20 protein-coding genes are annotated in these 23,715 nt (G+C 67.6%); 13 read left to right on the top strand and 7 right to left on the bottom strand.

Annotation, left to right across the window (positions count from 1 at the left end; translation table 11 throughout):
* Positions 1-64 precede the first annotated feature (64 nt).
* Entirely contained in the window at positions 65-847 is a 783-nt protein-coding gene (locus tag U4Y91_RS15565; protein ID WP_321805763.1) for a Crp/Fnr family transcriptional regulator, read from the bottom strand.
* A 916-nt stretch (positions 848-1,763) separates the two neighbouring features.
* On the opposite strand from U4Y91_RS15565, the gene U4Y91_RS15560 reads away from it, so the two are divergent.
* Both U4Y91_RS15560 and U4Y91_RS15555 read left to right on the top strand, forming a co-directional pair.
* Entirely contained in the window at positions 1,764-2,546 is a 783-nt protein-coding gene (locus tag U4Y91_RS15560; protein ID WP_321805762.1) for a Crp/Fnr family transcriptional regulator, read from the top strand.
* An 11-nt stretch (positions 2,547-2,557) separates the two neighbouring features.
* On the top strand, positions 2,558-3,970 hold the full coding sequence (locus U4Y91_RS15555) for an undecaprenyl-phosphate glucose phosphotransferase (RefSeq protein WP_321805761.1): 1,413 nt from the start codon (positions 2,558-2,560) through the stop codon (positions 3,968-3,970).
* Positions 3,971-4,057: 87 nt separating this feature from the next.
* On the opposite strand, the gene U4Y91_RS15550 is transcribed toward U4Y91_RS15555, so the two are convergent.
* Complete coding sequence (locus U4Y91_RS15550) at positions 4,058-4,267, bottom strand: hypothetical protein (protein ID WP_321805867.1); 210 nt, start codon at positions 4,265-4,267, stop codon at positions 4,058-4,060.
* A gap of 306 nt (positions 4,268-4,573) precedes the next feature.
* Here U4Y91_RS15550 and U4Y91_RS15545 point away from each other — a divergent pair, with 306 nt between their 5' ends.
* Positions 4,574-4,966, top strand: coding sequence for a TraR/DksA family transcriptional regulator (locus U4Y91_RS15545; RefSeq protein ID WP_321805760.1), 393 nt, complete (start codon positions 4,574-4,576; stop codon positions 4,964-4,966).
* 167 nt (positions 4,967-5,133) lie between these two features.
* On the top strand, positions 5,134-6,972 hold the full coding sequence (gene polX, locus U4Y91_RS15540; protein WP_321805759.1) for a DNA polymerase/3'-5' exonuclease PolX: 1,839 nt from the start codon (positions 5,134-5,136) through the stop codon (positions 6,970-6,972).
* Positions 6,973-7,005: 33 nt separating this feature from the next.
* Here the strand turns inward: polX and ald are convergent, their stop codons facing one another.
* Positions 7,006-8,121 (bottom strand): alanine dehydrogenase, encoded by a 1,116-nt coding sequence (ald, locus tag U4Y91_RS15535; RefSeq protein WP_321805758.1) that lies wholly within the window; start codon positions 8,119-8,121, stop codon positions 7,006-7,008.
* Positions 8,122-8,471: 350 nt separating this feature from the next.
* Here ald and U4Y91_RS15530 point away from each other — a divergent pair, with 350 nt between their 5' ends.
* The 5 genes from U4Y91_RS15530 (at position 8,472) to U4Y91_RS15510 (ending at position 15,396) form a co-directional block, all read left to right on the top strand.
* Positions 8,472-8,888, top strand: a complete 417-nt coding sequence (locus tag U4Y91_RS15530; protein ID WP_321795264.1) for a DUF3995 domain-containing protein — start codon at positions 8,472-8,474, stop codon at positions 8,886-8,888.
* 642 nt (positions 8,889-9,530) lie between these two features.
* On the top strand, positions 9,531-10,268 hold the full coding sequence (locus U4Y91_RS15525; protein ID WP_321805757.1) for a gluconate 2-dehydrogenase subunit 3 family protein: 738 nt from the start codon (positions 9,531-9,533) through the stop codon (positions 10,266-10,268).
* Positions 10,268-12,046 (top strand): GMC family oxidoreductase, encoded by a 1,779-nt coding sequence (locus U4Y91_RS15520; protein WP_321805756.1) that lies wholly within the window; start codon positions 10,268-10,270, stop codon positions 12,044-12,046. Before U4Y91_RS15525 ends, U4Y91_RS15520 begins: the two co-directional genes overlap by 1 nt.
* Entirely contained in the window at positions 12,043-13,470 is a 1,428-nt protein-coding gene (locus tag U4Y91_RS15515; protein WP_321805755.1) for a cytochrome c, read from the top strand. Before U4Y91_RS15520 ends, U4Y91_RS15515 begins: the two co-directional genes overlap by 4 nt.
* A 210-nt stretch (positions 13,471-13,680) precedes the next feature.
* On the top strand, positions 13,681-15,396 hold the full coding sequence (locus tag U4Y91_RS15510) for a cation:proton antiporter (RefSeq protein WP_321805754.1): 1,716 nt from the start codon (positions 13,681-13,683) through the stop codon (positions 15,394-15,396).
* Between the two features lie 204 nt (positions 15,397-15,600).
* Here U4Y91_RS15510 and U4Y91_RS15505 read toward each other — a convergent pair whose 3' ends face one another.
* The 3 genes from U4Y91_RS15505 to U4Y91_RS15495 form a co-directional block, all read right to left on the bottom strand.
* On the bottom strand, positions 15,601-17,493 hold the full coding sequence (locus tag U4Y91_RS15505; RefSeq protein ID WP_321805753.1) for a peptidoglycan D,D-transpeptidase FtsI family protein: 1,893 nt from the start codon (positions 17,491-17,493) through the stop codon (positions 15,601-15,603).
* Between the two features lie 35 nt (positions 17,494-17,528).
* Entirely contained in the window at positions 17,529-17,729 is a 201-nt protein-coding gene (locus U4Y91_RS15500) for a hypothetical protein (RefSeq protein WP_321805752.1), read from the bottom strand.
* A gap of 141 nt (positions 17,730-17,870) precedes the next feature.
* Positions 17,871-18,218: a DUF3564 family protein gene (locus tag U4Y91_RS15495; protein ID WP_321805751.1), complete on the bottom strand. Its 348-nt coding sequence runs from the start codon at positions 18,216-18,218 to the stop codon at positions 17,871-17,873.
* Positions 18,219-18,858: 640 nt separating this feature from the next.
* Here U4Y91_RS15495 and U4Y91_RS15490 point away from each other — a divergent pair.
* Complete coding sequence (locus U4Y91_RS15490) at positions 18,859-20,070, top strand: SDR family oxidoreductase (RefSeq protein ID WP_321805750.1); 1,212 nt, start codon at positions 18,859-18,861, stop codon at positions 20,068-20,070.
* Positions 20,071-20,152: 82 nt separating this feature from the next.
* On the opposite strand, the gene hpaR is transcribed toward U4Y91_RS15490, so the two are convergent.
* Entirely contained in the window at positions 20,153-20,593 is a 441-nt protein-coding gene (gene hpaR, locus U4Y91_RS15485) for a homoprotocatechuate degradation operon regulator HpaR (RefSeq protein ID WP_124660096.1), read from the bottom strand.
* A 153-nt stretch (positions 20,594-20,746) separates the two neighbouring features.
* Between hpaR and U4Y91_RS15480 the strand changes: the two genes are divergently transcribed.
* Genes U4Y91_RS15480 through hpaE form a run of 3 tightly spaced genes read left to right on the top strand, consistent with a single transcriptional unit; the run spans position 20,747 to position 23,683 of the window.
* Complete coding sequence (locus U4Y91_RS15480; protein ID WP_321805749.1) at positions 20,747-21,436, top strand: fumarylacetoacetate hydrolase family protein; 690 nt, start codon at positions 20,747-20,749, stop codon at positions 21,434-21,436.
* The gene (locus tag U4Y91_RS15475; protein ID WP_124665822.1) at positions 21,433-22,197 is read left to right on the top strand and encodes a fumarylacetoacetate hydrolase family protein; all 765 of its coding nucleotides are present in this window, start codon (positions 21,433-21,435) and stop codon (positions 22,195-22,197) included. The genes U4Y91_RS15480 and U4Y91_RS15475 overlap by 4 nt, the downstream gene beginning before the upstream one ends.
* Before the next feature lie 22 nt (positions 22,198-22,219).
* The gene (gene hpaE, locus U4Y91_RS15470; protein WP_321805748.1) at positions 22,220-23,683 is read left to right on the top strand and encodes a 5-carboxymethyl-2-hydroxymuconate semialdehyde dehydrogenase; all 1,464 of its coding nucleotides are present in this window, start codon (positions 22,220-22,222) and stop codon (positions 23,681-23,683) included.
* The last annotated feature ends 32 nt before the right edge of the window (positions 23,684-23,715 follow it).

Raw genomic sequence — 23,715 nt, 5'->3', positions numbered from 1 at the left:
TTCTGTTCGCCACCCTACAATCGGCTGACTCGGATCGCACGCGTGCGCCGACACGCCGTGCGCATCACGCGCGTGCCGCGGTGCTCACGCCCGAGTCGGCCGACAGGATGCGCTTCATCTCGTCACGCACGATCGCGCGGCAGCCGCACGACATTTTCTCGAGGCCCGCAAGGTCGGCAAGCTCGATCGAGCTCCGGTACTGGCGGATCAGGCCGAGTTTCTGGATTTCCCCGGCCGCGTCCGTGACCGTTTCGCGCCGCACGCCGAGCATCTGCGCGAGCATGCTGTGGGTGATCTGGATCTCGATGCTGCGCGACCGGTCATACGCGAGCAGGAACCATCTGCATAACTGATGTTTGAGCACGTGATGGCGGCTGCAGAACGTGATCTGCGAGACCTGGGCCATGAGCAGCCGCACGCAGACGAACACCAGATGGCGAATCACCGGCGACGCGTCGAACGCGGCGGCGAAGATGCGCCGGTCGAGCCGGTAGACGAAGCCGTCGCGGCATGCGACGGCACGACACGGCATCCGGCCGCTGCCGCCGATCACGTCGTCGCAGACGACGCTCTCGCTGCCGATCTCGGCCACTTCCAGCGTCATGCCGCCGGACGACACGTACTGCAGCGAAATCGCCGTCGTGACGGGCAGGTAGACCGCGGTGAGCATTTCACCCGGTTCGCACAGCACCTGGCCCGATTTCAGGTGAACGAGTTGAAGGTTGGCAATCAGCGTGGCGCGTTCGTCGCGGTCGAGGGCCGCGAGGAACCGGTTGGCGTCGAAGCTGTGGGAAAGCTCGATCATGCCGCTCGCGTGGGCGGCGGCGTCATTGGCCTGGTGGGTCACGGCGAATCCTCGTAGGGAGCGATCGCACATCGCGCGGCGCCATCCACGGGGATTTAGCACGCACGTGCGGATTTGTGTTCATCGAAATTCGAATGCCGATGGCGGAAAAGGCTAGCACGCAATTCAATTCGATAAATTGCGCATTACGTCACTTCACAAAGTTTGACGATTCAAGGTAAATGCAAAGGTTATATGTATTTGAAGATCATCTTCGTACGAATTAATCACGCCGAAATGAATTGGCGGATGAATCGCGAATTCGGTGTTGATCGAGAATCAATCAGGCAACGATGTGCATCGTACAAGAAAAATATCAAGAATGCATTGAACATTGTTTGACAATTGAGATTAATGGTCATGATTTATCAATTTAATCATGATGTTGCGTGAGATATGTGCGTTCGCTTACAAAGCCGTAAATTAATCCGACGATTCATATTTGAGACAGTTTCAAACGACCATTCGAGCGTGCGGCATGCGACTCGGATCCGTGTGAGACATCACGGAAACAATTGAAAACCGGATGTAAGTTCTTGAACGATAAGACTCCGGCGCTGCTGCCGGTGCCACTGCCTGCCCCCGCGCCCAATGATCAGTCGAATCGCCGGCTGCGTCCGCGACGACGGAGAGTGTCCGGAAATGAGACGTTTTTTGCGGTTTTCGGCCGGCTATTCGGGGGTTCTAAATCGCGAGTCATTTATATATTAAGGATGAGGCGGGTATTGGCACGTAAATCGCTTATCAGGACGGGCGTGTCGAAAACGGGACTGCCGATTCGATCCAGTGGCGAGACGCCGAGGGTCGATTGGATCGAGGGTTGTGGGCCGCAACCCGCGTCGCCGTCCGGGCGCGCATCGCGATAACGAGTTCCGCTGACGCGGCTGCATGCGGCGCGGACGATAAAAGGGATACAGACATGCTTCATCTTCACTCGAGCTACTCGGCGAATGCCATCCTTGATGCCCTTCCGGAGGACAGCATCCGCGCCATCGCACCGCACCTCGAACTGGTCCGGATCAAGGCCGGCATGCTCGATCGTGTCGGGGAACCGATGCGCCACCTGCATTTCCCGACGACCGCCATGATGTCGGTGCAGCACCTGATGGAGGACGGAGCGATGGTCGAGGTCGCCGTGGTCGGCCGCGAAGGTGTGGTCGGCCTGGCGACGCTCGTCGGCGGCATCGCGGTATCGAACCGCGTCGAAGTCCGTATCGGCGGGATGGCCTACCGCGTGCCGACCTGCGTGATGCGCTCGGAATTCGAACGTTCGCCGGCGACGTATCGGCTGCTGCTGAACTACTGCCAGGCGACGATGGCGCAGATATCGCGCAGCGCGTTGTGCAACCGGCATCACTCGGTCAGCGAGCAGTTGAGCCGCTGGCTGCTGCTCGCGCATGACCGGATCGACGGCGACGAACTGGCCGTCACGCAGCAGACGATCGCGAACATGCTCGGCGTGCGTCGCGAAGGCGTGACGGAAGCGGCCGGCAACCTGCAGGAAGCCGGGCTGATCCGTCAGCGTCGCGGCCGCATCACCGTGCTCGATCGCGACGGTCTCGAGCGCCAGGCATGCGAGTGCTATGAGCTGATTCGCGCGGACTATCGCCGGTTGCTCGGCACGCGGGCCGGCGCGCGTGCGTTGCCGGTGCGGCCGCGCATGCAGGACCTGCACGGCGGTTTCCCCGCGCACGGTGCGTGACGATGCATGCGATGGCGGGTGGAACGAATGCGATGCGGCGCGCCGCGATCGCCGCGGTCGATGTTGCGCTCGTGCTGGCCGGTGCGCTCGCCGCGCAAGCTGCGATGGGGCTCGCGTGGCACGATCTGTCGGACGCGCAGCGCGGCACGATCGCATTGCTGTGCGTGCTGACCGTCGCGCTGTTGCCGCGCAGCGTGCACGTGACGCGCGGCGCGGCGTCGCCGCATGACGGCGGTGTCGTGCTGACGCGCACGGTGGTGGCCGTCGTGTGCGTGGGCACGCTGACGGTGGCCGGCACGATGTGGATCATGAACCGCGGCGGCACGGTCACGACGCGCTGGATCGCGCGGACCGTGCTGTCCGGCGACGCGGCACTGCTGCTCGGCAGGCTGGCACTGTGCGCGCTGGCGATGAAGCGTGGCGATCCGCGCGCGCGGCAGCGGCGGGTTGCGGTCGTCGGGGCGACCGCTTACGGACGGGTGGCGATCGAGCGCATGCAGCTCGAACCGGCCGGACCGTTCGCGGCTGCCTGCGTGTTCGACGACGATGCAGCGGCCGCGGCTACGGCTGACGGGATCGGCGGCGTGCCGGTGATCGACGACTGGGTCGCGTTGCGGCGCATGATCCGCGGCGGCGAGATCGACGAAGTGTGGCTCACGCTGCCGATGTCGCACGAGTCGCGCATCCAGCGCATCGTGCGCGAACTGCGCGACGAGTTCGTCGAACTGCGGCTGTTGCCGGACGTGCGGCAGATGGCGGTCGTCGAGCGATCCGCGACCGATGTGCTCGGCATGCCGGCCATCAACCTCGCGACCACGCCGCGTTCCGCGCCGGAACTGTGGGCGAAGTTCGCGTTCGACCGGCTGTTCGCCGTCGCCGTGCTGATTCCGCTGCTGCCGCTGCTCGCAGCGCTGGCGATCGCGGTGAAGCTGTCGTCGCCGGGGCCCGTCTTGTTCAGGCAGCGCCGCAAGGGGGCCGACGGGCGCGAGTTCCATATCCTCAAGTTCAGGACGATGCGCGTGCATCGCGTACAGCCCGGTATCGTGCGACAGGCCTCGCGCAACGATGCGCGCATCACGCCGGTCGGCGCGTTCCTGCGGCGCACGTCGCTCGACGAGTTGCCGCAGTTCTTCAACGTGCTGTTCGGCCAGATGTCGGTGGTCGGCCCGCGACCGCACGCGATCGAACACGACGACTTCTACCGGCAACTGATCGACTGCTACATGTATCGCTATCGCGTCCGGCCGGGGATCACGGGATGGGCGCAGGTGAACGGCTATCGCGGCGAGACGCGCAAGGTCGAGGCGATGGCTGCGCGCGTGAAGTTCGACCTGTTCTACATGCAGAACTGGAGCTTCTGGTTCGACATGAAGATCATTCTGATGACGGTCGTGCGCGGCTTCGTCGGGCGCAATGCGTTTTGATGAAGAGGATTGCGAAGTATTAAGTGTCGCCTTGTGTTGCCGGCCTCGATACGACGCGTCCCGCAACCGCGAACCCGCAACCGCGCTTCAGCTGTCCGCCGGCGGCTGAGCGGCTGTCGGCAACGCAGCGGGCGAGACGGCGGGGCTGGCGTCGGGCGCGGCTTGCGCGCTCGACGGCTGGATGGCGTGCTGGATCGTCGGCACGACCATCGTCGGGAACAGGGCCGCAAGGGCCACCCAGATGACGACGCCGAACAACATGACGTTCTCCCGGAAAGCCGCGGATTCGCCGCGCATGCTCTCAATCTACGACGCAACTTTTTACAGGGGATTGATCGACCTCAACGGCGGCTGCGTCAGACGAATGCTGCCGCGCGGGGTTTTCGTATCGGTCCCCGGTTTCTCATGCGCGGTGCGGGCGCTGACGCCGGTCAACACATGCGTGTGCATTGGGTTTATGCTGCGTCGAATGCGTCCCGCACTTCGTGTGGCCGGACGCGCATCCGGGCACGACGAGCCGGGCATCCCGGCCCGCCGTGCACCGGCGCGACAACCGCGCGCCGCATGCCTCATTGCGCGGAACCCGGAAAAGGAGGGACGGCGATGGCGCTCGATCGAGAACAACGGCAGACGCTGCAGCGACGGCTGACCGAGAGCGAGCAGGCGTTGCGTGCGGAGATCCGGACGAGCGAGGACCAGCGCGCGTCGGAGTCCTATGCGGAGCTTGCCGGCGCGGCGCCGGACGAGGGCGACGAGGCCAATGCCGATCTGTTCGTCGACATGGATCACGCGCTGATCGGGATGAAGCTGGCCGAGTTGCGCGCGATCGGGCGCGCGCAGCAGCGCATGCGCGACGGCAGCTACGGCGAGTGCATCGATTGCGATGCGCCGGTCGGCTACGAGCGACTGCTCGTGCGCCCGACCGCCGAGCGTTGCACGCATTGCCAGTCGGTATACGAGCGGCGCTACGCGACGACACCGCGCGCATCGCTCTGACGTCGGTGCAGGGGCCGCGCAAGCAACATGCCCCGCGCGGTACGGCACGGGCAATCGGCGCGGGATGACCAACGGGCACCCGCCGCCGTCGACATGCGGCGCCGGGCGGGCCGACGCCGGCGCGCCGGCGCACGGCGCCATCCACGTGGAAGGGAGCCACGCCGATCATGCCGATCCACAATGCCGAGTGCGCGGCCGTCTTCGCCGAAATCGCCGACATGCTCGAGATCCAGGGCGCCAACCCGTTCCGGGTGCGTGCCTACCGCAACGCGGCCCGTACGATTGCCGACTACGGGCGCGACATTCCGGCGATGATCGCGAACGGCAGCGATCTCGGCCGGATTCCGTCGATCGGTGCCGATCTCGCGGCGAAGCTGCGCGAGATCGCCGCGACCGGTACCTGCGAACTGCAGCAAACGCTGCGCCATGCGTTGCCGGGCGCGATCGTCGAACTGCTCGACGTGCCGGGGCTCGGCGCGAAACGCGTCAAGGCGCTGCATGACGCGCTGCACGTCGACTCGCTCGAGCAGCTGCGCGTCGAAGCGAAGAGCGGGCACGTGCGCGTGCTGCCGGGTTTCGGCGCGAAGACCGAAGCGCATCTGCTCGACGCGATCGACGACCGCCTGAAGCGCGAGCCGCAGCGCTTTCTGCTGCCGGATGCCGTGCAATCGCTGATGCCGTTGCTCGAGCGCTTGCGCAAGGTGGCCGGCGTCGGCGAAGCGGTGCCGGCCGGCAGCTTTCGCCGCTGCCGCGAGACGGTCGGCGATCTCGACATCCTCGTGACCGCACGCGATCCGGCCGCCGTAGCCGACGCGTTCGTCGGCTACGGCGAGGTCGCACGCGTGCTCGCGAACGGCAAGACGCGTTCGAGCGTCGTGCTCGGCAACGGGCTGCAGTTCGACCTGCGCGTCGTCGACGCCGACGCGTTCGGCGCGGCGCTCGTCTACTTCACGGGATCGAAGGCGCACAACATCGCGCTGCGCCGGATCGCGCAGGCCGGCGGGCTGAAGATCAACGAATACGGCGTATTCCGCGGCGACGAGCGGATCGCGGGCGCGACGGAGGCATCCGTCTACGAGGCGATCGGCCTTCACTGGGTGCCGCCCGAGTTGCGCGAGGGCCGCGGCGAGATCGACGCGTCGCGCGTCGGCGCGCTGCCGGCGCTGGTCGAACGCAAGCACGTTCATGGCGATCTGCATGCGCATACCGACACAGCGGCCGGGCGCGACAGCCTGCGCGCGATGGCGGACGCGGCGCGTGCGCGCGGGCTCGCGTATCTCGCCGTGACCGATCGCACGCCGGAGTCCGGCGGCGGCCGCACCGATGCCGACTGGCTCGTACGGCAGATCGACGAGATCGACCGCCTCAACGCGTCGTTCGACGACTTCGTGCTGCTGAAGGGCGTCGAGGCCGGCATACGCGAGGACGGCAGCCTCGATGTGCCCGACGACGTGCTCGGCCGGCTCGACCTCGTGGTCGGCGCGGTACGTGACCGCTTCGACCTGCCGGGCGACGCGCAGACCGAGCGGCTGCTGCGCGCGATCGATCACCCGTATTTCACGATCCTCGCGCACCCGACCGGCCGGCTGCTCGGTGAACGCGACGCATGCGAACTCGACGTGCCGCGCGTGCTCGCCGCGGCCGCCGCGCGCCACTGCTTCGTCGAACTCGACGGCGACCCGCGGCGGCTCGATCTGCCGGACGTCTGGTGCCGCGAGGCCGCCAAGGCTGGCGTCGCGGTGGCGATCGGCTCGGACGCGCGGTGCGCGGACGATCTGGACAATCTTGGATACGGTATCGGCCAGGCGCGGCGCGGGTGGCTCACGCGACAGGACGTGCTCAACACGCGCACGCTCGCGCAACTTCGGCCGCTGTTGGCGCGCACGATGGGCGCGAGTGGTGCCAGCGGCGCCAACGGCACAAGCGACACAAGCGACACAAGCGACACAAGCGACACAAGCGACACAAGCATCGCGTCGAAGCGCGGCCGCCCGAAGGGCGCGTGACGGCGCACGTGTGCGCCGTCACGCATGCCGAAGTCAGGCCAGCGCGTCTTCCGCCGGTACGTACGGCAGGCCGAGCGCCAGCGCGACGGCCTCGTACGTGATGTGGCCGTCGCATACGTTCAGGCCCGCGCGCAGATGCGGGTCGTCGGCCATCGCGCGTTTCCAGCCCTTGTCGGCGAGCGCGAGCGCATGGCCGAGCGTCGCGTTGTTCAACGCGAACGTCGACGTGCGCGCGACCGCGCCCGGCATGTTCGCGACGCAGTAGTGCACGACGCCGTCGACGACGAAGGTCGGCTGCGCATGCGTCGTTGCATGCGAGGTCTCGAAGCAGCCGCCCTGGTCGATCGCGACATCGACGACGACGGCGCCCGTGCGCATCGTCGCGATCATGTCGCGCGTGACGAGCCGCGGTGCCGACGCGCCCGGCACGAGCACCGCGCCGATCACGACGTCGGCGTCGCGCACGGCTTCGTCGATCGTATGCGCGTTCGAGCAGACGGTCGCGATCCGGTTCGCGAAGACCAGATCGAGCTGGCGCAACCGGCCCACGTTCGTGTCGAGCACGGTGACGCGCGCGCCGAGGCCGACCGCCATCTGCAGCGCACCGGTGCCCACCACGCCCGCGCCGAGCACCACGACGTGCGCGGCCGGCACGCCGGGCACGCCGGCCATCAGCACCCCGCGGCCGCCGCGCGGGCTTTCGAGGTGCGTTGCCGCGACCTGGATCGACATGCGCCCCGCGACCTCGCTCATCGGCGCGAGCAGCGGCAGTCCGCCGCCCGGGCCCGTCACGGTTTCGTACGCGATGCAGACCGCGCCGGACTTCACGAGCGCGGCCGCCTGCTCGGGATCGGGCGCGAGATGCAGATACGTATAAAGAATCTGTCCGCGCCGCAGCATCGCGCACTCGGCCGCCTGCGGCTCCTTGACCTTGATGATCATGTCGGCGCGCGCGAAGAGGTCGCGCGCGTCGTCGCACAGTGCGGCGCCGGCGGCCGTGTAGTCGTCGTCGAGCAGGCCGATTGCCGTGCCCGCGCCGCGCTGCACGAGCACGCGATGGCCGTGTCGCGTGAGCTCACGTGCGCCGGCCGGCGTGAGGCCGACGCGGTATTCGTGGTTCTTGATCTCCTTCGGCACACCGATCAGCATGAGTCGCCTCCATGGGTATTCGTCATGGTTGTCGTGCCCGGGCGCGCCGCGATCGTCCGATCGTGCGTGCCGGCGAACGGCACGTGTGCGACGGTTGCGCATGCACGGTTCGCGTGCCGTACTGGAATAAGAGGGTAGCGGTGCCCGGAGGGAAGTCAAGCGGCGGCCCGGTGCGACGGTGCGCGCACTGCACCGCAACACGCGGCATGGCGTATTGCGACCGGACGTCGCAATGCATGCGGCACGCGGTTTGGGTATCGTCTCGGGTGGCGCGGAACGGGGCCGCGTGCCGGATTCCTTCCGGCTGGATCACGACACGACGACACGATGAGACAAGGAAGCTTACCGACATGACGGGCGCGTATTTCAGCGTGCCGACGCTTTGTGCGATTGCACTCGTTCACGTCTATTGGGCGTTCGGCGGACGGCTCGGCAAGCGTGCGGCCATTCCGGAACAGGACGGCGTACCGCTGCTGCGGCCGACTGTGCCCGGCACGCTCGCCGTCGCGGCGGCGTTGCTGGCCGGCGCAAGCGCGGTGGCGTCGCGCGCGGGCTGGCTGTGGCCGAACCTGTATCCCGGCGCGATCGCGTTCGCGATCGTTGCGCTCGCACTGATCTTCGCGGTGCGCGCCGTCGGCGATTTCCGCTACGTCGGCTTTTTCAAGCGGGTTCGCGGGTCGCGTTTCGCGCGCATGGACAGCCTCTGTTACTCGCCGCTGTGCGCGGCACTTTCGTTGTCGATCGCGTCGATGCTGTGGCCGTGGTGAGCACTGCGTCGAGCGGGACGGCCGTTTTGCCGCGAGCGAAGCGGTAACGTGCGTCGCGGGCACCGCATCGGAAAGCGCCGAGCGGCGCGGGCAGGGCTACCCCTGAAAAACCACGGGCGCCCATCGAGCGACACCCGCGCGTGCGTCCGGCCCTGAGATCGACGCCGCGGCCGCGCCACGGCTCTTGCGTATTCCGGAAAACGATTTCCTCATTATTGCGGTTTTCGATGTAATGAATTGCACTGAACCCTTTGGAAATGGAACCGGTTCCATCTATAATTCGCGGCATTTGTCGCCGGGCCCGAAATGAGGGTCGTGCACGTTGCGCTTGCCGTCGGCCGGCGCGGCGTCTAAGTTGAATAGGCCATGGCGATGACGGGCAGATGCGGGCGGCAAGCCGGTATTTGTCCGACGATAAGACCCGCGAAGAGGTCGACCCCGCGCGGCGTGCCGAAACCGGCACGCCGCGCGGCTGCATGACGGGCGCTACCGCGCAGTGCGCGGCCGGCGCCTGCATCGAGGTTGCTCGCAACATCGCAAGAACAGGACGGCCGGCCGCGCGCGGCATGGCTACCGTGTCGGGCATGCCGCATCCGGAATGCGGGTTCCCGAATCACGCTCCCCAACGATCAACATCCGACCATGTCCACGCCACCCGACAAACCCAACTCGCGTCGCCGCTTCCTGCGCACGTCGGTCGCGCTCGTGCCGATCGCGTCGGTCGCCGGTTGCGACCTGCGCTCGTCGTCGTCCTCGACCACGGCCGGCAATGCCTCAGCCGCGTCGGCCGGCGCCGAACGCGCGCCGTACAAGCCGACCTTCTTCGATGCGAAGGAGTGGGCGTTCGTCCAGGCCGCCGTCGACCGGCTGATTCCGGCCGATGCCGAAGGCCCCGGCGCGCTCGAATCCGGCGCGCCCGAATTCATCGACCGCCAGATGGAAACCCCGTACGCGCACGGCGCGACGTGGTACATGCAGGGGCCGTTCCAGCAGGGCGTGCCCGAGCTCGGCTACCAGCTCAAGCTCGTGCCGCGCGACATCTACCGGCTCGGCATCGCGGCGGTCAACCGCTATTGCGAAAAGGCCCACGGCAAGGCGTTCGCCGACCTCGACGCGCCAACCCGCGACACCGTGCTCGGTGCGCTGGAAAAAGGCGGCGCGCAGATCGACGACGTGCCGTCCACGGTGTTCTTCGGTCTGTTGCTGCAGAACACGCGCGAAGGCTACTTCTGCGATCCGGTGCACGGCGGCAATCACGACATGGCCGCGTGGAAGATGATCGGTTTTCCGGGCGCGCGCGCCGACTTCATGGATTTCGTCAACCAGAACGGCAAGCCCTATCCGTACGGCCCCGTCTCGATCAACGGGGAGCGCACCTGATGACCGCAGAAAAGAAGCCGCACGTCGATGCGGTGATCGTCGGCTTCGGCTGGACCGGCGCGATTCTCGCGAAGGAACTGACCGAAGCGGGCCTGAACGTCGTCGCGCTCGAGCGTGGCGAATATCGCGACACCTATCCGGACGGCGCGTATCCGAACACGATCGACGAGCTGACCTACAACGTCCGCAAGAAGCTGTTCCTCGACCTGTCGAAGACGACCGTGTCGATCCGCCACGGCGTGAACGACACTGCGCTGCCGTACCGGCAGCTCGCCGCGTTCCTGCCGGGCGAGGGCGTCGGCGGCGCGGGGCTGCACTGGTCGGGCGTGCATTTCCGGATCACGCCGGAGGAGCTGCGCTTGCGCAGCCACTACGAAGAGCGCTACGGCAAGAAGTTCATCCCCGAAGGGATGACGATCCAGGACACGGGTGTCACCTACGACGAACTCGAGCCGTATTTCGACTTCGCCGAGAAGGTGTTCGGCACGTCGGGGCAGGCTTACAAGGTCGGCGGCAAGGTGGTCGGCGACGGCAACGTGTTCGAGGCCAACCGCAGCGACAACTTCCCGCTGCCCGCGCAGCTCAATACGTATTCGGCGCAGCGCTTCTCCGACGCCGCGAAGTCGCTGGGGCTGCATCCGTACCGGCTGCCGTCGGCGAACACGTCGGGTCCGTACACGAACCCGTACGGCGTGCAGATGGGGCCGTGCAACTTCTGCGGCTACTGCAGCGGCTACGCGTGCTACATGTACTCGAAGGCGTCGCCCAACCTGAACATCCTGCCCGCGCTGAAGCAGGTGCCGAACTTCGAGCTGCGCTCGAAGTGCCACGTGCTGCGCGTGGACCTCGACGACACGAAGAAGCGCGCGACGGGCGTCACCTACGTCGACCCGGCCGGCCGTGAAGTGCATCAGCCGGCCGATCTTGTGATCGTCGCCGCGTTCCAGTATCACAACGTGCACCTGCTGCTGCTGTCGGGCATCGGCAAGCCGTACGACCCGATCTCGGGCGAAGGCGTGGTGGGCCGCAATTTCGCGTACCAGAACCTGTCGACGATCAAGGCGTTCTTCGACAAGGACACCTTCACGAATCCGTTCATCGGCGCGGGCGGCAACGGTGTCGCGGTGGACGACTTCAACGCGGACAACTTCGACCACGGCCCGCTCGGTTTCGTCGGCGGCTCGCCGCTGTGGGTGAACCAGGCCGGCGTGAAGCCGATCAGCGGCATCGCGACGCCGCCGGGCACGCCGCAGTGGGGCTCGGCGTGGAAGAAGGCCGTGAAGGACAACTACGCGCACACGATCTCGATGGACGCGCACGGCACGAACATGTCGTACCGCGACGTGTATCTCGACCTCGATCCGACCTATCGCGATTCGTACGGCCAGCCGCTGTTGCGGATGACCTTCGACTGGAAGGACAACGACATCAAGATGGCGCAGTACGTGACCGGGCAGATGAAGAAGATCGCGGAGGCGATGGGGCCGAAGGCGATCGGCGTGTCGACGCGCGAGTTCGGCAAGCATTTCGATTCGCGCGCGTACCAGACGACGCACCTGGTCGGCGGCGCGATCATGGGCACCGACCCGAAGACGAGCGTGCTGAACCGCTACCTGCAGTGCTGGGACGTGCACAACGTGTTCGTGATGGGCGCGTCGGCGCTGCCGCAGGGCATCGGCTACAACCCGACCGGGATCATCGCGGCGCTGGCTTACTGGTCGGCACGTGCGATCCGCGAGCAATACCTGAAAAATCCCGCCCCGCTGGTGACCGCATGAAGAGGACGATGAACCACTACAACGCCGCGCGCCGGATTTCCCCGCTGCGGCGCGCCCTGGCGATCGGCACGGCCTGGGCGGCGTTCGGTCTCGCGGGCGGCACCGCGTTCGCGCAGCCGGCATCCGCGCCCGCCGCGGCTTCGGGCCCGGCAGCCGCACCGGTCGCACAGTCTGCCGACGCGAACCTCGTCAAGCGCGGCGAATATCTGGCCCGCGCGGGCGACTGTATCGCGTGCCACACCGCGAGCGGCGGCAAGCCGTTCGCGGGCGGGCTGAAGTTTGACACGCCGATCGGCGGCATCTACTCGACGAACATCACGCCGGACCCGAAGACGGGCCTCGGCGGCTGGACGTATGAGGACTTCACCCGTGCGGTGCGCGAGGGCGTGCGCAAGAACGGCGACACGATGTACCCGGCGATGCCGTTCCCGTCCTATGCGCGCCTGACCGACGACGACATGAAGGCGCTGTACGCGTACTTCATGCACGGCGTCGCGCCGGTCGAGCACGAGAACCGCAAGGTGGACATCGTGTGGCCGCTGTCGATGCGCTGGCCGCTGACGTTCTGGCGCAAGATGTTCGCGCCGACGCCGAAGCCGTTCGATGCGGCGCCGTACACCGATCCGGTGGTCGCGCGCGGCGCGTATCTCGTGCAGGGGCTCGGCCATTGCGGCGCGTGCCACACGCCGCGCGCGGCGACGATGCAGGAGCGCGCGCTGACCGACGCGGGCGGCCTCGACTTCCTGGCCGGCGGCGCGGCGATCGACGGCTGGGTGCCGACCAGCCTGCGCGGCGAGCCGCGCACCGGGTTCGGCACGTGGAACGAAACCGAGATCGTGCAGTTCCTGAAGACCGGCCGCACGCTGCGCACGGCCGCGTTCGGCGGGATGACGGACGTGGTCGGCCACAGCATGCAGCACATGAGCGACGACGATCTCACGGCGATCGCACGCTACCTGAAGACGCTGCCGCCAAAGGTGCAGGGCGAGGCACCGTACGCGTACGACGCGACGGCCGCGCACGCGCTGCAAACCGGCGACGCGAGCAAGCCGGGCGCGGCGGTCTATCGCGACAACTGCATGGCCTGCCACCGCAGCGACGGCCACGGCTACACGCGGGTGTTCCCGGCGCTCGCCGGCAACCCTGTCCTGCAGGGCGACGATCCGACTTCGGTGATCCACGTCGTGCTGTCGGGCAGCGCGCTGAAGGGCACGCACACCGCGCCGTCGACCTTCACGATGCCGCCGTTCGGCTGGCGCCTGTCGGACCAGGAAGTCGCGGACGTGTCGAACTTCGTGCGCACGAGCTGGGGCAATACGGGGACGGCGATCACGGCCGCGCAGGTCGCGAAGGTGCGCAAGAGCGTGCCGTCGACGCGGCCGGAGCCGCCGCCGGGCGCGCGGTTCCCGCAAGCGGCGCGCTGACCCACGCGGCGGGGCATCCGGCCCCGCCCACCCGCTCCGCCTCGCGGCGCCGGTCGGCCCGCGGGGCGCGTTCCGCCCGACCGGGGTTGCACCCCGCAATGGCGCGCCACCCGCATGAATTTTTCGCGGTGGCGCGCCAATTTTTCGCCTCATCCCTTATCCTTCCATTCTTGAACCTTACTAAATCGTTACAAGAACTCGGGAGGGGGGATGCCTCATGACATCAGCCTGATTGCGTTGCTCGCGGCCGGTTTCGGTCTCGCGATGATCTTCGGTTACCTCGCGTCGCTGCTGAAAATGCCGCCGCTCGTCGGCTATCTGCTCGCCGGGATCGTGATCGGCCCCGGCACGCCCGGTTTCGTCGGCGACCTGTCGCTCGCGCAGCAGCTCGCGGAAGTCGGCGTGATGCTGCTGATGTTCGGCGTCGGCCTCCATTTTTCGCTCGGCGACCTGCTCGCGGTGCGCAAGATCGCGCTGCCGGGGGCCGTCGTCCAGATTACCGTCGCGACGCTGCTCGGCGGCGGGCTCGCGCTCACCTGGGGCTGGAGCCTCGGCGCGGCGCTCGTGTTCGGGCTCGCGCTGTCGGTCGCGAGCACGGTCGTGCTGTTGCGGGCGCTCGAGGGGCGCGGGCTCGTCGAGACGGTCAACGGACGCATCGCGGTCGGCTGGCTCGTCGTCGAGGATCTCGTGATGGTGCTCGTGCTCGTGCTGCTGCCGCCCGTCGCGGGGCTGCTCGGCGGCACGCCGCCCGGCGACGCGCACGCGGCCGGCGGCAGCGTGTGGGGCACGCTCGGCGTCACGATGCTGAAGGTCGCCGCGTTCATCGCGCTGATGCTCGTGGTCGGCAAGCGCGTGTTCCCGCGCATCCTGTGGCTCGTCGCCCGTACCGGTTCGCGCGAACTGTTCACGCTGTGCATGATCGCCGCGGCGGTCGGCATCGCGTTCGGCGCGGCCAAGCTGTTCGACGTGTCGTTCGCGCTCGGCGCGTTCTTCGCCGGGATGATGATGCGCGAGTCGGAGTTCAGCCGGCGTGCGGCCGACGAGACGCTGCCGCTGCGTGACGCGTTCTCGGTGCTGTTCTTCATTTCGGTCGGGATGCTGTTCGACCCGAAGGTGCTGCTCGCCGAGCCGCTGCACGTGATCGAGGTCGCGGCGATCGTGCTGATCGGCAAGACGCTCGCGGCGGTCGCGCTCGTGATCGCGTTCCGCTATCCGCTGAACACCGCGCTGACGGTCGGCGCCGGCCTCGCCCAGATCGGCGAGTTCTCGTTCATCCTCGCGGGGCTCGGCCGTGCGCTCGGGCTGCTGTCGGCCGAGGGGCAGAGCCTGATTCTCGCGGTCGCGCTGATCTCGATCGCGATGAACACGCTGCTGTTCGCGATGATCGATCCGGCGCTCGCATGGATCCGCAAGCATTCGGCGTTCGCGCGCAAGCTCGAGGCACGCGACGATCCGCTCGCCGCGCTGCCGATGTCGACGCCGCAGACGCACCTGACCGGCCAGGTCGTGATCGTCGGCTACGGTAAGGTCGGCACGCGGATCGCGCATGCGCTGGACGAGCGCGGGATCGCCTATGTCGTCGTCGAGCAGAATCGCGAGCTCGTCGAGAAGCTGCGCGCGGACGGTGTCGCGGCCGTGTCGGGCGACGCGATCGAGCCGGTCGTGCTCGTGCAGGCGCATATCGCGCGCGCCGGGATGCTGGTCGTCACGCTGCCGGACGTATTCGACGTGCGGCAGATCGTCGAGATCTCGCGCACGCTCAATCCGGCGCTGGAGGTCGTGCTGTGCACGAACAGCAGCGACGAGGCCGACTTGCTGTCGAGCGAGGGCATCGGCACCGTGTTCATGGGCGAGAGCGAACTCGCGCGCGGGATGACCGAGCACGTGCTCGGCAGGATGGCGAAGCCGGTGGCGGCCGCGCATTGATGGTTAGCGGCTGGGATCGCTCGGATCGATAGGATCGCTGCGACTGCGCGGACTGCGCGGATCGCCGGGATTACAGGATTGCGCCGGCCTCTCGGAACGGCGCGTGCGGCGGGTTCTACGTAGCGAACAGCCGACCTCGATCTGTCAGCCGACCTGTTCGCCGCCGCGCCGCGCCCCGGCGACTTCACCCACGCCCAAGCGGCTTCAGCCCGCCGCCTTCGTCTCTACGGCCGCGCCGGCTTGCGCGGCCGTTTTCACAGGCGCCGCCGCCTTCCCGGCGGCCACCGTCTGCGCTTGCCGCTCGGCCTTCGGCGCCGCGACCGTCTTTTGCGGCGCGGCCGCCTTGAGCGGCGCATTCGGCGTCGGCTCGACCGGCGCGTCCGGCGGCACGCCGAGCAGCTGCAGCGAGCCGCTCGTGACCGACGAGAACACCGGGCCGGCCACCGTGCCGCCGTAATAGCCCTTGCCGCGCGGCTCGTCGATCATCACCGCGACGATCAGGCGGGGGTTGCTCATCGGCGCCATCCCCGCGAACAGTGCGCGGTACTTGCCCTTCGCATAGGTTGCGCCGACCTGCTTGCGCGCCGTGCCCGTCTTGCCGCCGATCCGGTAGCCGTCGACGCGCGCGCGGCGCCCCGTGCCGCCTTCGCCGACGGCCGACTCGAGCATCGAACGGATCGCCGCCGCGGTCTGCGGCGACGTCACGCGGTGGCCGCGATGGGCCTCGATCGTCTGCGGGTCGGAGCCGTTCCTCAGTAGCGACACCGGGTGCAGCGTGCCGTCGCCCGCATAGGCGGTGTAGGTCTGCGCGATCTGCAGCAGCGACATCGACAGCCCGTAGCCGTACGCCATCGTCGCCTGCTCGATCGGCCGCCAGCGCTTGTAGCCGCGCAGGCGGCCCGACGCGACGCCCGGGAACGTCAGTTCCGGCGCGCGGCCGATCCCGTATTCCTGGTACTTGTTCCAGATCGTTTCGGCGGGCAGGTTCAGCGCCAGCTTCGCGAGCGCGACGTTGCTCGACTTCTGCAGTGCCTGCGAGACGGTCAGCGAGCCGTGGTTCGACGTGTCGTGGATCACGGCCGGGCCGATCTTGTAGGTGCCCGGCGACGTGTTGATGATCGTGTTCGGCGTGACCTTGCGCTCGTCGATCGACAGCGCGACGACGAGCGGCTTGATCGTCGAGCCCGGCTCGAACGTGTCGATCACCGCGCGGTTGCGCAGCTGCTGGCCCGTCAGGCGTGCACGGTCGTTCGGGTCGAAGGTCGGATAGTTCGCGAGCGCGAGGATTTCGCCGTTCTGCGCGTCGAGCACGACGACGCTGCCGGCCACCGCGTTGTTCTCGAGCACCGCTGCCTTGAGCTGGCTGAACGCGAGCTGCTGGATCCGCCGGTCGATCGTCAGTTCGATCGTCGCGCCGTGCTGCGCGGGCACGAGCGGGCGCGTGTCGGACACGATGCGGCCGAGCCGGTCGCGGATCACCTCGCGCTGCCCGGACGTACCCGACAGCCGCCCGTTCGCGGCGAGCTCGACACCTTCCTGGCCCTTGTCCTCGACGTTGGTGAAGCCGACCACGTGCGCGGCCGATTCGCCCTCCGGATAGAAGCGCTTCGAATCGGCGATCTGCGTGATGCCGTCGATCTCGAGCTTGTCGAGCCGGCTTGCGGTCTCGGCGTCGATCTGCCGCTTGAGCAGCACGAACGTACGGTCGTTGCGCAGGCGGCGCTTCACCTCCGCGAGCGGCATGTCGAGCAGCTTCGCGATCTGCGGATAGTCGATTTCGGCGACCTGTTTCGGGTTCGCCCAGATTTCATAGGTCGACAGGCTGACCGCGAGCATCGCACCGTTGCGGTCGACGATGCGCCCGCGCATCGCGTCGAGCTCGATCGTGCGCTGGTAGCGCTTCTGGCCTTCCCCGACATAGAAATCCTGGTTCGCGACCTGCACCCAGAACGCGCGTCCGATCAGCGCGGCGAAACCGAGGGACACCATGATCACGACCAGCTTCGAGCGCCACATCGGCAGGCGCGACGCGAGCATCGGGTGCTTGGTCGCGGCGGCGTACGGATCGGCGGGGTGGGTCTTCTTTTTCACGCGCATGCAAGGGCCGGGTCGGGCCGCCGGACGGCGGCAAGTCAGTCGGAATAATGTGATTGTAATAAATGAGTAAACGTCGTGTGGGGAAACTGTGTTTCGGCCACGTAAAAGATGCGCATCGGCGACGTGGTTCCGGGCGGAAAAGGCGGGATGAAGGCGGGAGCGGCGGCGCGGGCATTGCCCGATGCCGCCGACGAATCGGAATGGCGCGGCGGGTCGTGATCGCGGATGTAACTCAATCAACCCGGCCCCGATTATTTTCGGGACGCAAAAATAAAAAAACGCCTCGAAGAGAGGCGCCGTTATTTCTGAATATCGAAATTAATATCGCGGAAACCGGAATAAACCCGAAAACCGCAGAGGATTGCCGTCAAAAATACCTATCGCGCGACGGAAATGAATTCGTGGTATTCCGGCTCCGCCGTGGAGCGATCGACCGCCTGCAGGCGCCACGCGCCGTCGGGGTGCTCGCCGGCGAGCACCGCGGTACCTTGTTCGCGCTGCGTCGCGCTGAACGACAGGCCCTTCAACTGGCACACGGCATTCCCGCTATCGGCGGCGCAGAGGGCCATCGCGCCTTCCACGTCCCGAACCTTGCCCCAGGCCGGGAGATCGATGCCCTGGTGTGCCTCGCGCGACCACAGCCGCTCGTCGGTATCGACCCACAACACCGCGAACGAGTGCCGGGTTGCCGATTCGCTGCCATTAATCCGAATAGTGAGGCGCATTGGAACGTCTCCTGGAAGATAGAAAATGACACATTCGACCGATTTGGTTTGGATAGTCTAGATAGACTGCAGTGAAACGCAAGTGATAATCCTCAATAAATCCGAATTGTGTCTATTGGGGTCTCGGATGAAAGGACGTCTGACGATACGCGCGGATTCCGGCCCCGCGCGCAAACGCAGACGGCACCGCGATCTGCATGCCGCGGCCTCGCGTCGGGTTTGCCCGGGATATGCGATGACTAGGCCGGGGCGCGTCGATGTGTCGCGCCGAGGCGCTGGCTCGAAGCGCGCCGGCGAACCTCAGTCGAAAGCTGCCCGGCCGGGCATTTCACCGAGTTGACAACCCGGCCGGCACGACACACGCCGACATTCGCGCACAAATCCACACACTTTCACAAAACTTTCAGGACAGACTTGCGGACGATCCGGCCCCACACTTGGATTTTCCCGATCCTGCGCCGCGGACGCCCGTCCGTGGCGGGCCGCCGCCTCGTGTCAGAGACGCGATCGACGCGATCGCGGGCCGCAGCCGATCGGGACTGCCGGGGCGAGCGTCGGCCCCGGCCCGGCCGACCGCCGTGCGCAACTCCGCGATCCGGGGCTGCCGCGCCGTCCGGCCGATTCTTCGAAGGAGACTATCGTGCTGATCTGGAAAACCGCGTTGTCGCTCAACTGGCGCACGAGCCTCGTGTCGCCGGCCAGCGCGCCGGTCGCGGCGGCCAACGTCGGGCGGCTGGTGCTCACCGGCGCCACCGGCTTCATCGGCAGTACCGTGCTGACGGCGCTCGTCAACGCAGGCTTGCTCGAGCGCATCGTGTGTGTCGTGCGCGCCGAGAATCGCGGCCACGCGGTCGCGCGTTTGCGTGAAGCGGCGCTGCGCGCGGGGCTCGCGCCGTACTGGGCATCGCGTCTCGGCGACGCGAACGTGGTCGTCGGTGCGCTCGGCGACGTGTGGCAGGGTGCCGACGCGCCGCGTCTCGCCGGCGCGACGCACGTGATTCACTGCGCGGGCCACGCGTCGCCGGCCGACGGTACGCATCTGCAGGCTGACCTCGCCGAATCGCTGCGCTTTGCCGAGCGGTTCGCGCACGCACCGCAACTGCAGCGTTTCGTCTACGTCGGCACCGCTTATGCGCATGCGGGCCGCGGCGGGATCGTTTACGAGGAAATGGCGGGTGCGGCGGCGAGCGATGCGGCGCAGGGCAGCGACGGGCTGCACGGCGCGGTGCTCGCGGCCGACTACCTGCAAGCGAAGGCGGAAACGGAGCAGCGCCTGCGCGCGCTCGGGCTGCCGCTCGTCGTCGTGCGTCCGTCGCACGTCGTCGGTCACACGGTGCTCGGCACGCGGCCCGCGCCGAATTCGTTCTGGATGTTCCGCGTCGCGCACGCGGCGCGCCGCTTCACCGCGCGGCCGATGACGCGCATCGACATCGTGTCGGTCGACGACGTCGCACGCGCGACGATGCTGCTGGCCGTGAAGCCGACGCTGATGCACGACGTGTACCACGTGTCGGCCGGCGACGAGGCGCCGCAGGTCGCGCAGATCGTGCGCGCGATGGACGAGGCGGCCGGCATGACGGGCGCGCCGCGTTACGCCGCGTGCGCGCCGGCCGACCTGCCGCTCGTGGTGCGCGACGTGCTCGGGCGGTCCGATCCGGCGCTCGAGCGCGTGATCGGCCGGGCGTTGCAGCGTGGCGCGGAGTTCGCGACGGTCGATCGCGTGTTCGACAACCGCCGCGTGCGCGACGAAATCGATTTCGAGCCGCTGCCGTTCATCGATTACGTCGAGGAATGCATGCGCACGTCCCGCGGCGTCGCGGTGACCGAACTGATGCGCGGGGCGCTGCACTGACGGCCAGCGCGATCCGCGGCTTGCCGGTTCCCGGGTTCGGGTTCACCCGCCGCCGCTCGCCGCGGTCCGGCGGCAGCATGCCCTACGACGCGCTGCCGAGTTCGATCAGCCGGTCGAGCGCACGGTAGATGTCGTCCAGGCCGTCCTGGCCGAAACGCGCTTCGAGCTGGCGATACTGCTCGTCGATGCGCGGGCCGATTTCGGTCACCAGCTTCCTGCTTTGCGGCGTCAGGCTCACCAGCAGCCGGCGCTGGTCTTCCTGCGCGCGCGTGCGCGTAATCAGGCCGTCACGCTCCATCCGTTCCAGCACGCCCGTGAGGCTCGGGCTCAGGATGCAGCAGCGGCGCGCGATCTGTCCCGCTTCGAGCGCATGCGCCGGCTCGCCGTCGAGCACGCGGATGATCCGCCATTGCTGTTCGGTCAGCGCGAATTCCTTGAGAATGGGGCGGAACAGGCCCATCAGCGTTTCGCGGGCCTCGAGCAGCAGCATGGCCAGGTTGCGATGGTCGAGCGTACGGTTCATCGGGGGTGAGGAATGGACGGGGACGCATCAATCTTAACAGCCGACGGTGCTGAATTTCATGTATCAGGGTAATCGAGGTTGCCAGCGTCCGATTGTTTACTTAAGATATTAACTATTGACGATGCGCCGCGACGCGCGGCAGGGGAATGACGCATGGAGCTGTCTTGCAGGACCGCCGCGGCGCCGCCGCTGCCGGTCGCCATCGGTACCGTCTACGGTGCGCTGCTCAACGAGCGCGCCGCACTCGACGCGCTCGGCGATGCCGTGCACGCACCGCCTTACGGCCGTCCGCCGCAGGCGCCGATCCTTTACATCAAACCGGCCAACACGCATGCGGCGGACGGTGCGGCCGTCGTGGTGCCGGCGGGCGTCGATGCGCTGGAGATCGGCGCGTCGGTGGCCGTCGTGTTCTCGCGGCGCGCGACGCGCGTACCGGCCGCGCAGGCGCTCGACTACGTGCATGGCTTCACGCTCGCGAGCGACGTGTCGGTCCCGCATCCCGATTACTACCGTCCGGCCGTGCGCTTCAAGTGTCGCGACGGCTTCTGCCCGCTGGGCCCGGCGATCGTGCCGGCGGCCGCGCTCGGCGATGTCGGCGCGATCGGCCTGACCGTGCGGATCGACGGCGATGCCGTGGTGTCCGCGTCGACCGCCACGCTGATCCGCCCGGTGCGGGAACTGATCGCCGACGTGACGGCATTCATGTCGTTCGACGCGGGCGACGTGCTGCTGCTCGGCGTCGCGGGTGGCGCACCGCGTGCCCGCGCGGGCAGCACGATCGAGATTACCGCCGCCGGCATCGGCACGTTGCGGCATACGCTGATTGCGGAGGAAGCACGATGAAGACGGCGCGCGTGATCTACAACGGCGCACTGCATGCGGCCGAACCGGCCGGCGACGGCGCGATCCGCCTCGACACGGGCCGCGTGGTCGCCGAGGACGTGGTGACGTGGCTGCCGCCCGTCGCGCCGCGCACGACGTTCGCGCTCGGCCTCAACTACGCGGACCACGCGAAGGAACTCGCGTTCAAGGCGCCGAGCGAGCCGCTGATCTTCCTGAAGGGGCCGAACACGTTCATTGGTCACCGCTCGCGCACCGTGCGCCCGGCGGACGCGACGCACATGCACTACGAGTGCGAGCTGGCCGTCGTGATCGGCCGCCCGGCGCGCAACGTGAGCCGCGCGCAGGCGCTCGACCACGTCGCCGGCTACACGGTTGCGAACGACTACGCGATCCGCGATTACCTCGAAAACTACTACCGCCCGAACCTGCGCGTGAAGAACCGCGACACCTGCACGCCGCTCGGGCCGTGGTTCGTCAGCCGCGACGAGATCGGCGACGCGGGCGACCTGACGCTGCGCACGACGGTGAACGGCCGGGAGACGCAGCGCGGCAGCACGCGCGACATGATCTTCGACGTGCCCGCGCTGATCGAGCACATCAGCAGTTTCATGACGCTCTCGCCGGGCGACCTGATCCTGACCGGCACGCCGGAAGGGCTGGCCGACACGAAGCCGGGCGACGAGGTCGTGACCGAAATCGAAGGAATCGGCCGGCTCGTGAACACGATCGTCGGCGAAGCAGACTACTATCGCGCCGGCTGAGCCCGTCGCCCAAGGAGAGCACATGACCATCAAGCACTGGATCGGCGGCCGTGAGGTCGAGAGCCGCGAGACCTTCACGACGCTGAATCCCGCGACGGGCGACGTGATCACCGACGTCGCATCGGCCGGCGAGGCCGAAGTCGACGCGGCCGTGCGCGCGGCGAAGGACGCATTCCCGAAGTGGGCGAACACGCCCGCGAAGGAGCGCGCGAAGCTGATGCGCAAGCTCGGCGAGCTGATCGAGAAGAACGTGCCGATGCTCGCCGCGCTCGAGACGCAGGACACCGGCCTGCCGATCGCGCAGACGAGCAAGCAGCTGATTCCGCGCGCGTCCGAGAACTTCAACTTCTTCGCGGAAGTGTGCGTGCAGATGAACGGCCGCACTTATCCGGTCGACGACCAGATGCTGAACTACACGCTGTACCAGCCGGTCGGCGTGTGCGCGCTGGTGTCGCCGTGGAACGTGCCGTTCATGACCGCGACGTGGAAGACGGCGCCGTGCCTCGCGCTCGGCAACACGGCCGTGCTGAAGATGTCGGAGCTGTCGCCGCTGACGGCCGACCAGCTCGGCCGGCTCGCGCTCGAAGCCGGCATTCCGCCGGGCGTGCTGAACGTCGTGCAAGGCTACGGCGCGACGGCCGGCGACGCGCTGGTGCGCCATCCGGACGTGCGCGCGGTGTCGTTCACGGGCGGCACGGTCACGGGCAAGCGGATCATGGAGCGCGCGGGCCTGAAGAAATATTCGATGGAGCTCGGCGGCAAGTCGCCCGTGCTGATTTTCGACGATGCCGATTTCGACCGCGCGCTCGACGCGTCGCTGTTCACGATCTTCTCGATCAACGGCGAGCGCTGTACCGCGGGCTCGCGGATCTTCGTGCAGCGCACGATCTACGACCGCTTCGTGCAGGAATTCGCGCGCCGCGCGAACAACCTGGTGGTCGGCGATCCGTCCGATCAGGCGACGCAGCTCGGCGCGATGATCACGCGCCAGCACTGGGAGAAGGTGACCGGCTATATCCGGATCGGCGAGCAGGAAGGCGCGCGCGTGGTGGCAGGCGGTGCGGACAAGCCGGCCGGCCTCGCCGAGCATCTGCGCAACGGCAACTTCGTGCGGCCGACCGTGTTCGCCGACGTCGACAACCGGATGCGCATCGCGCAGGAAGAGATCTTCGGGCCGGTCGCGTGCCTGATTCCGTTCGAGAACGAGGAGGACGGGCTGCGGCTTGCGAACGACACGTCCTACGGGCTCGCGTCGTACATCTGGACCCAGGACGTCGGCAAGGTGCATCGCCTCGCGCGCGGCATCGAGGCCGGGATGGTGTTCGTGAACAGCCAGAACGTGCGCGACCTGCGCCAGCCGTTCGGCGGCGTGAAGGAGTCGGGCACCGGGCGCGAGGGCGGCGAGTACAGCTTCGAGGTGTTCGCGGAGATCAAGAACGTGTGCATCTCGATGGGTTCGCATCACATTCCCCGCTGGGGCGTGTGACGGGCGCGGGTCGTGGCGCCGCAAGCAAGAAC

The organism is Burkholderia sp. BCC1993, from assembly GCF_905339865.1.
Lineage (GTDB): Bacteria > Pseudomonadota > Gammaproteobacteria > Burkholderiales > Burkholderiaceae > Burkholderia.
Note: the sequence above shows the minus strand (reverse complement) of the source record. Positions and strands in the feature narration are given on the sequence as shown.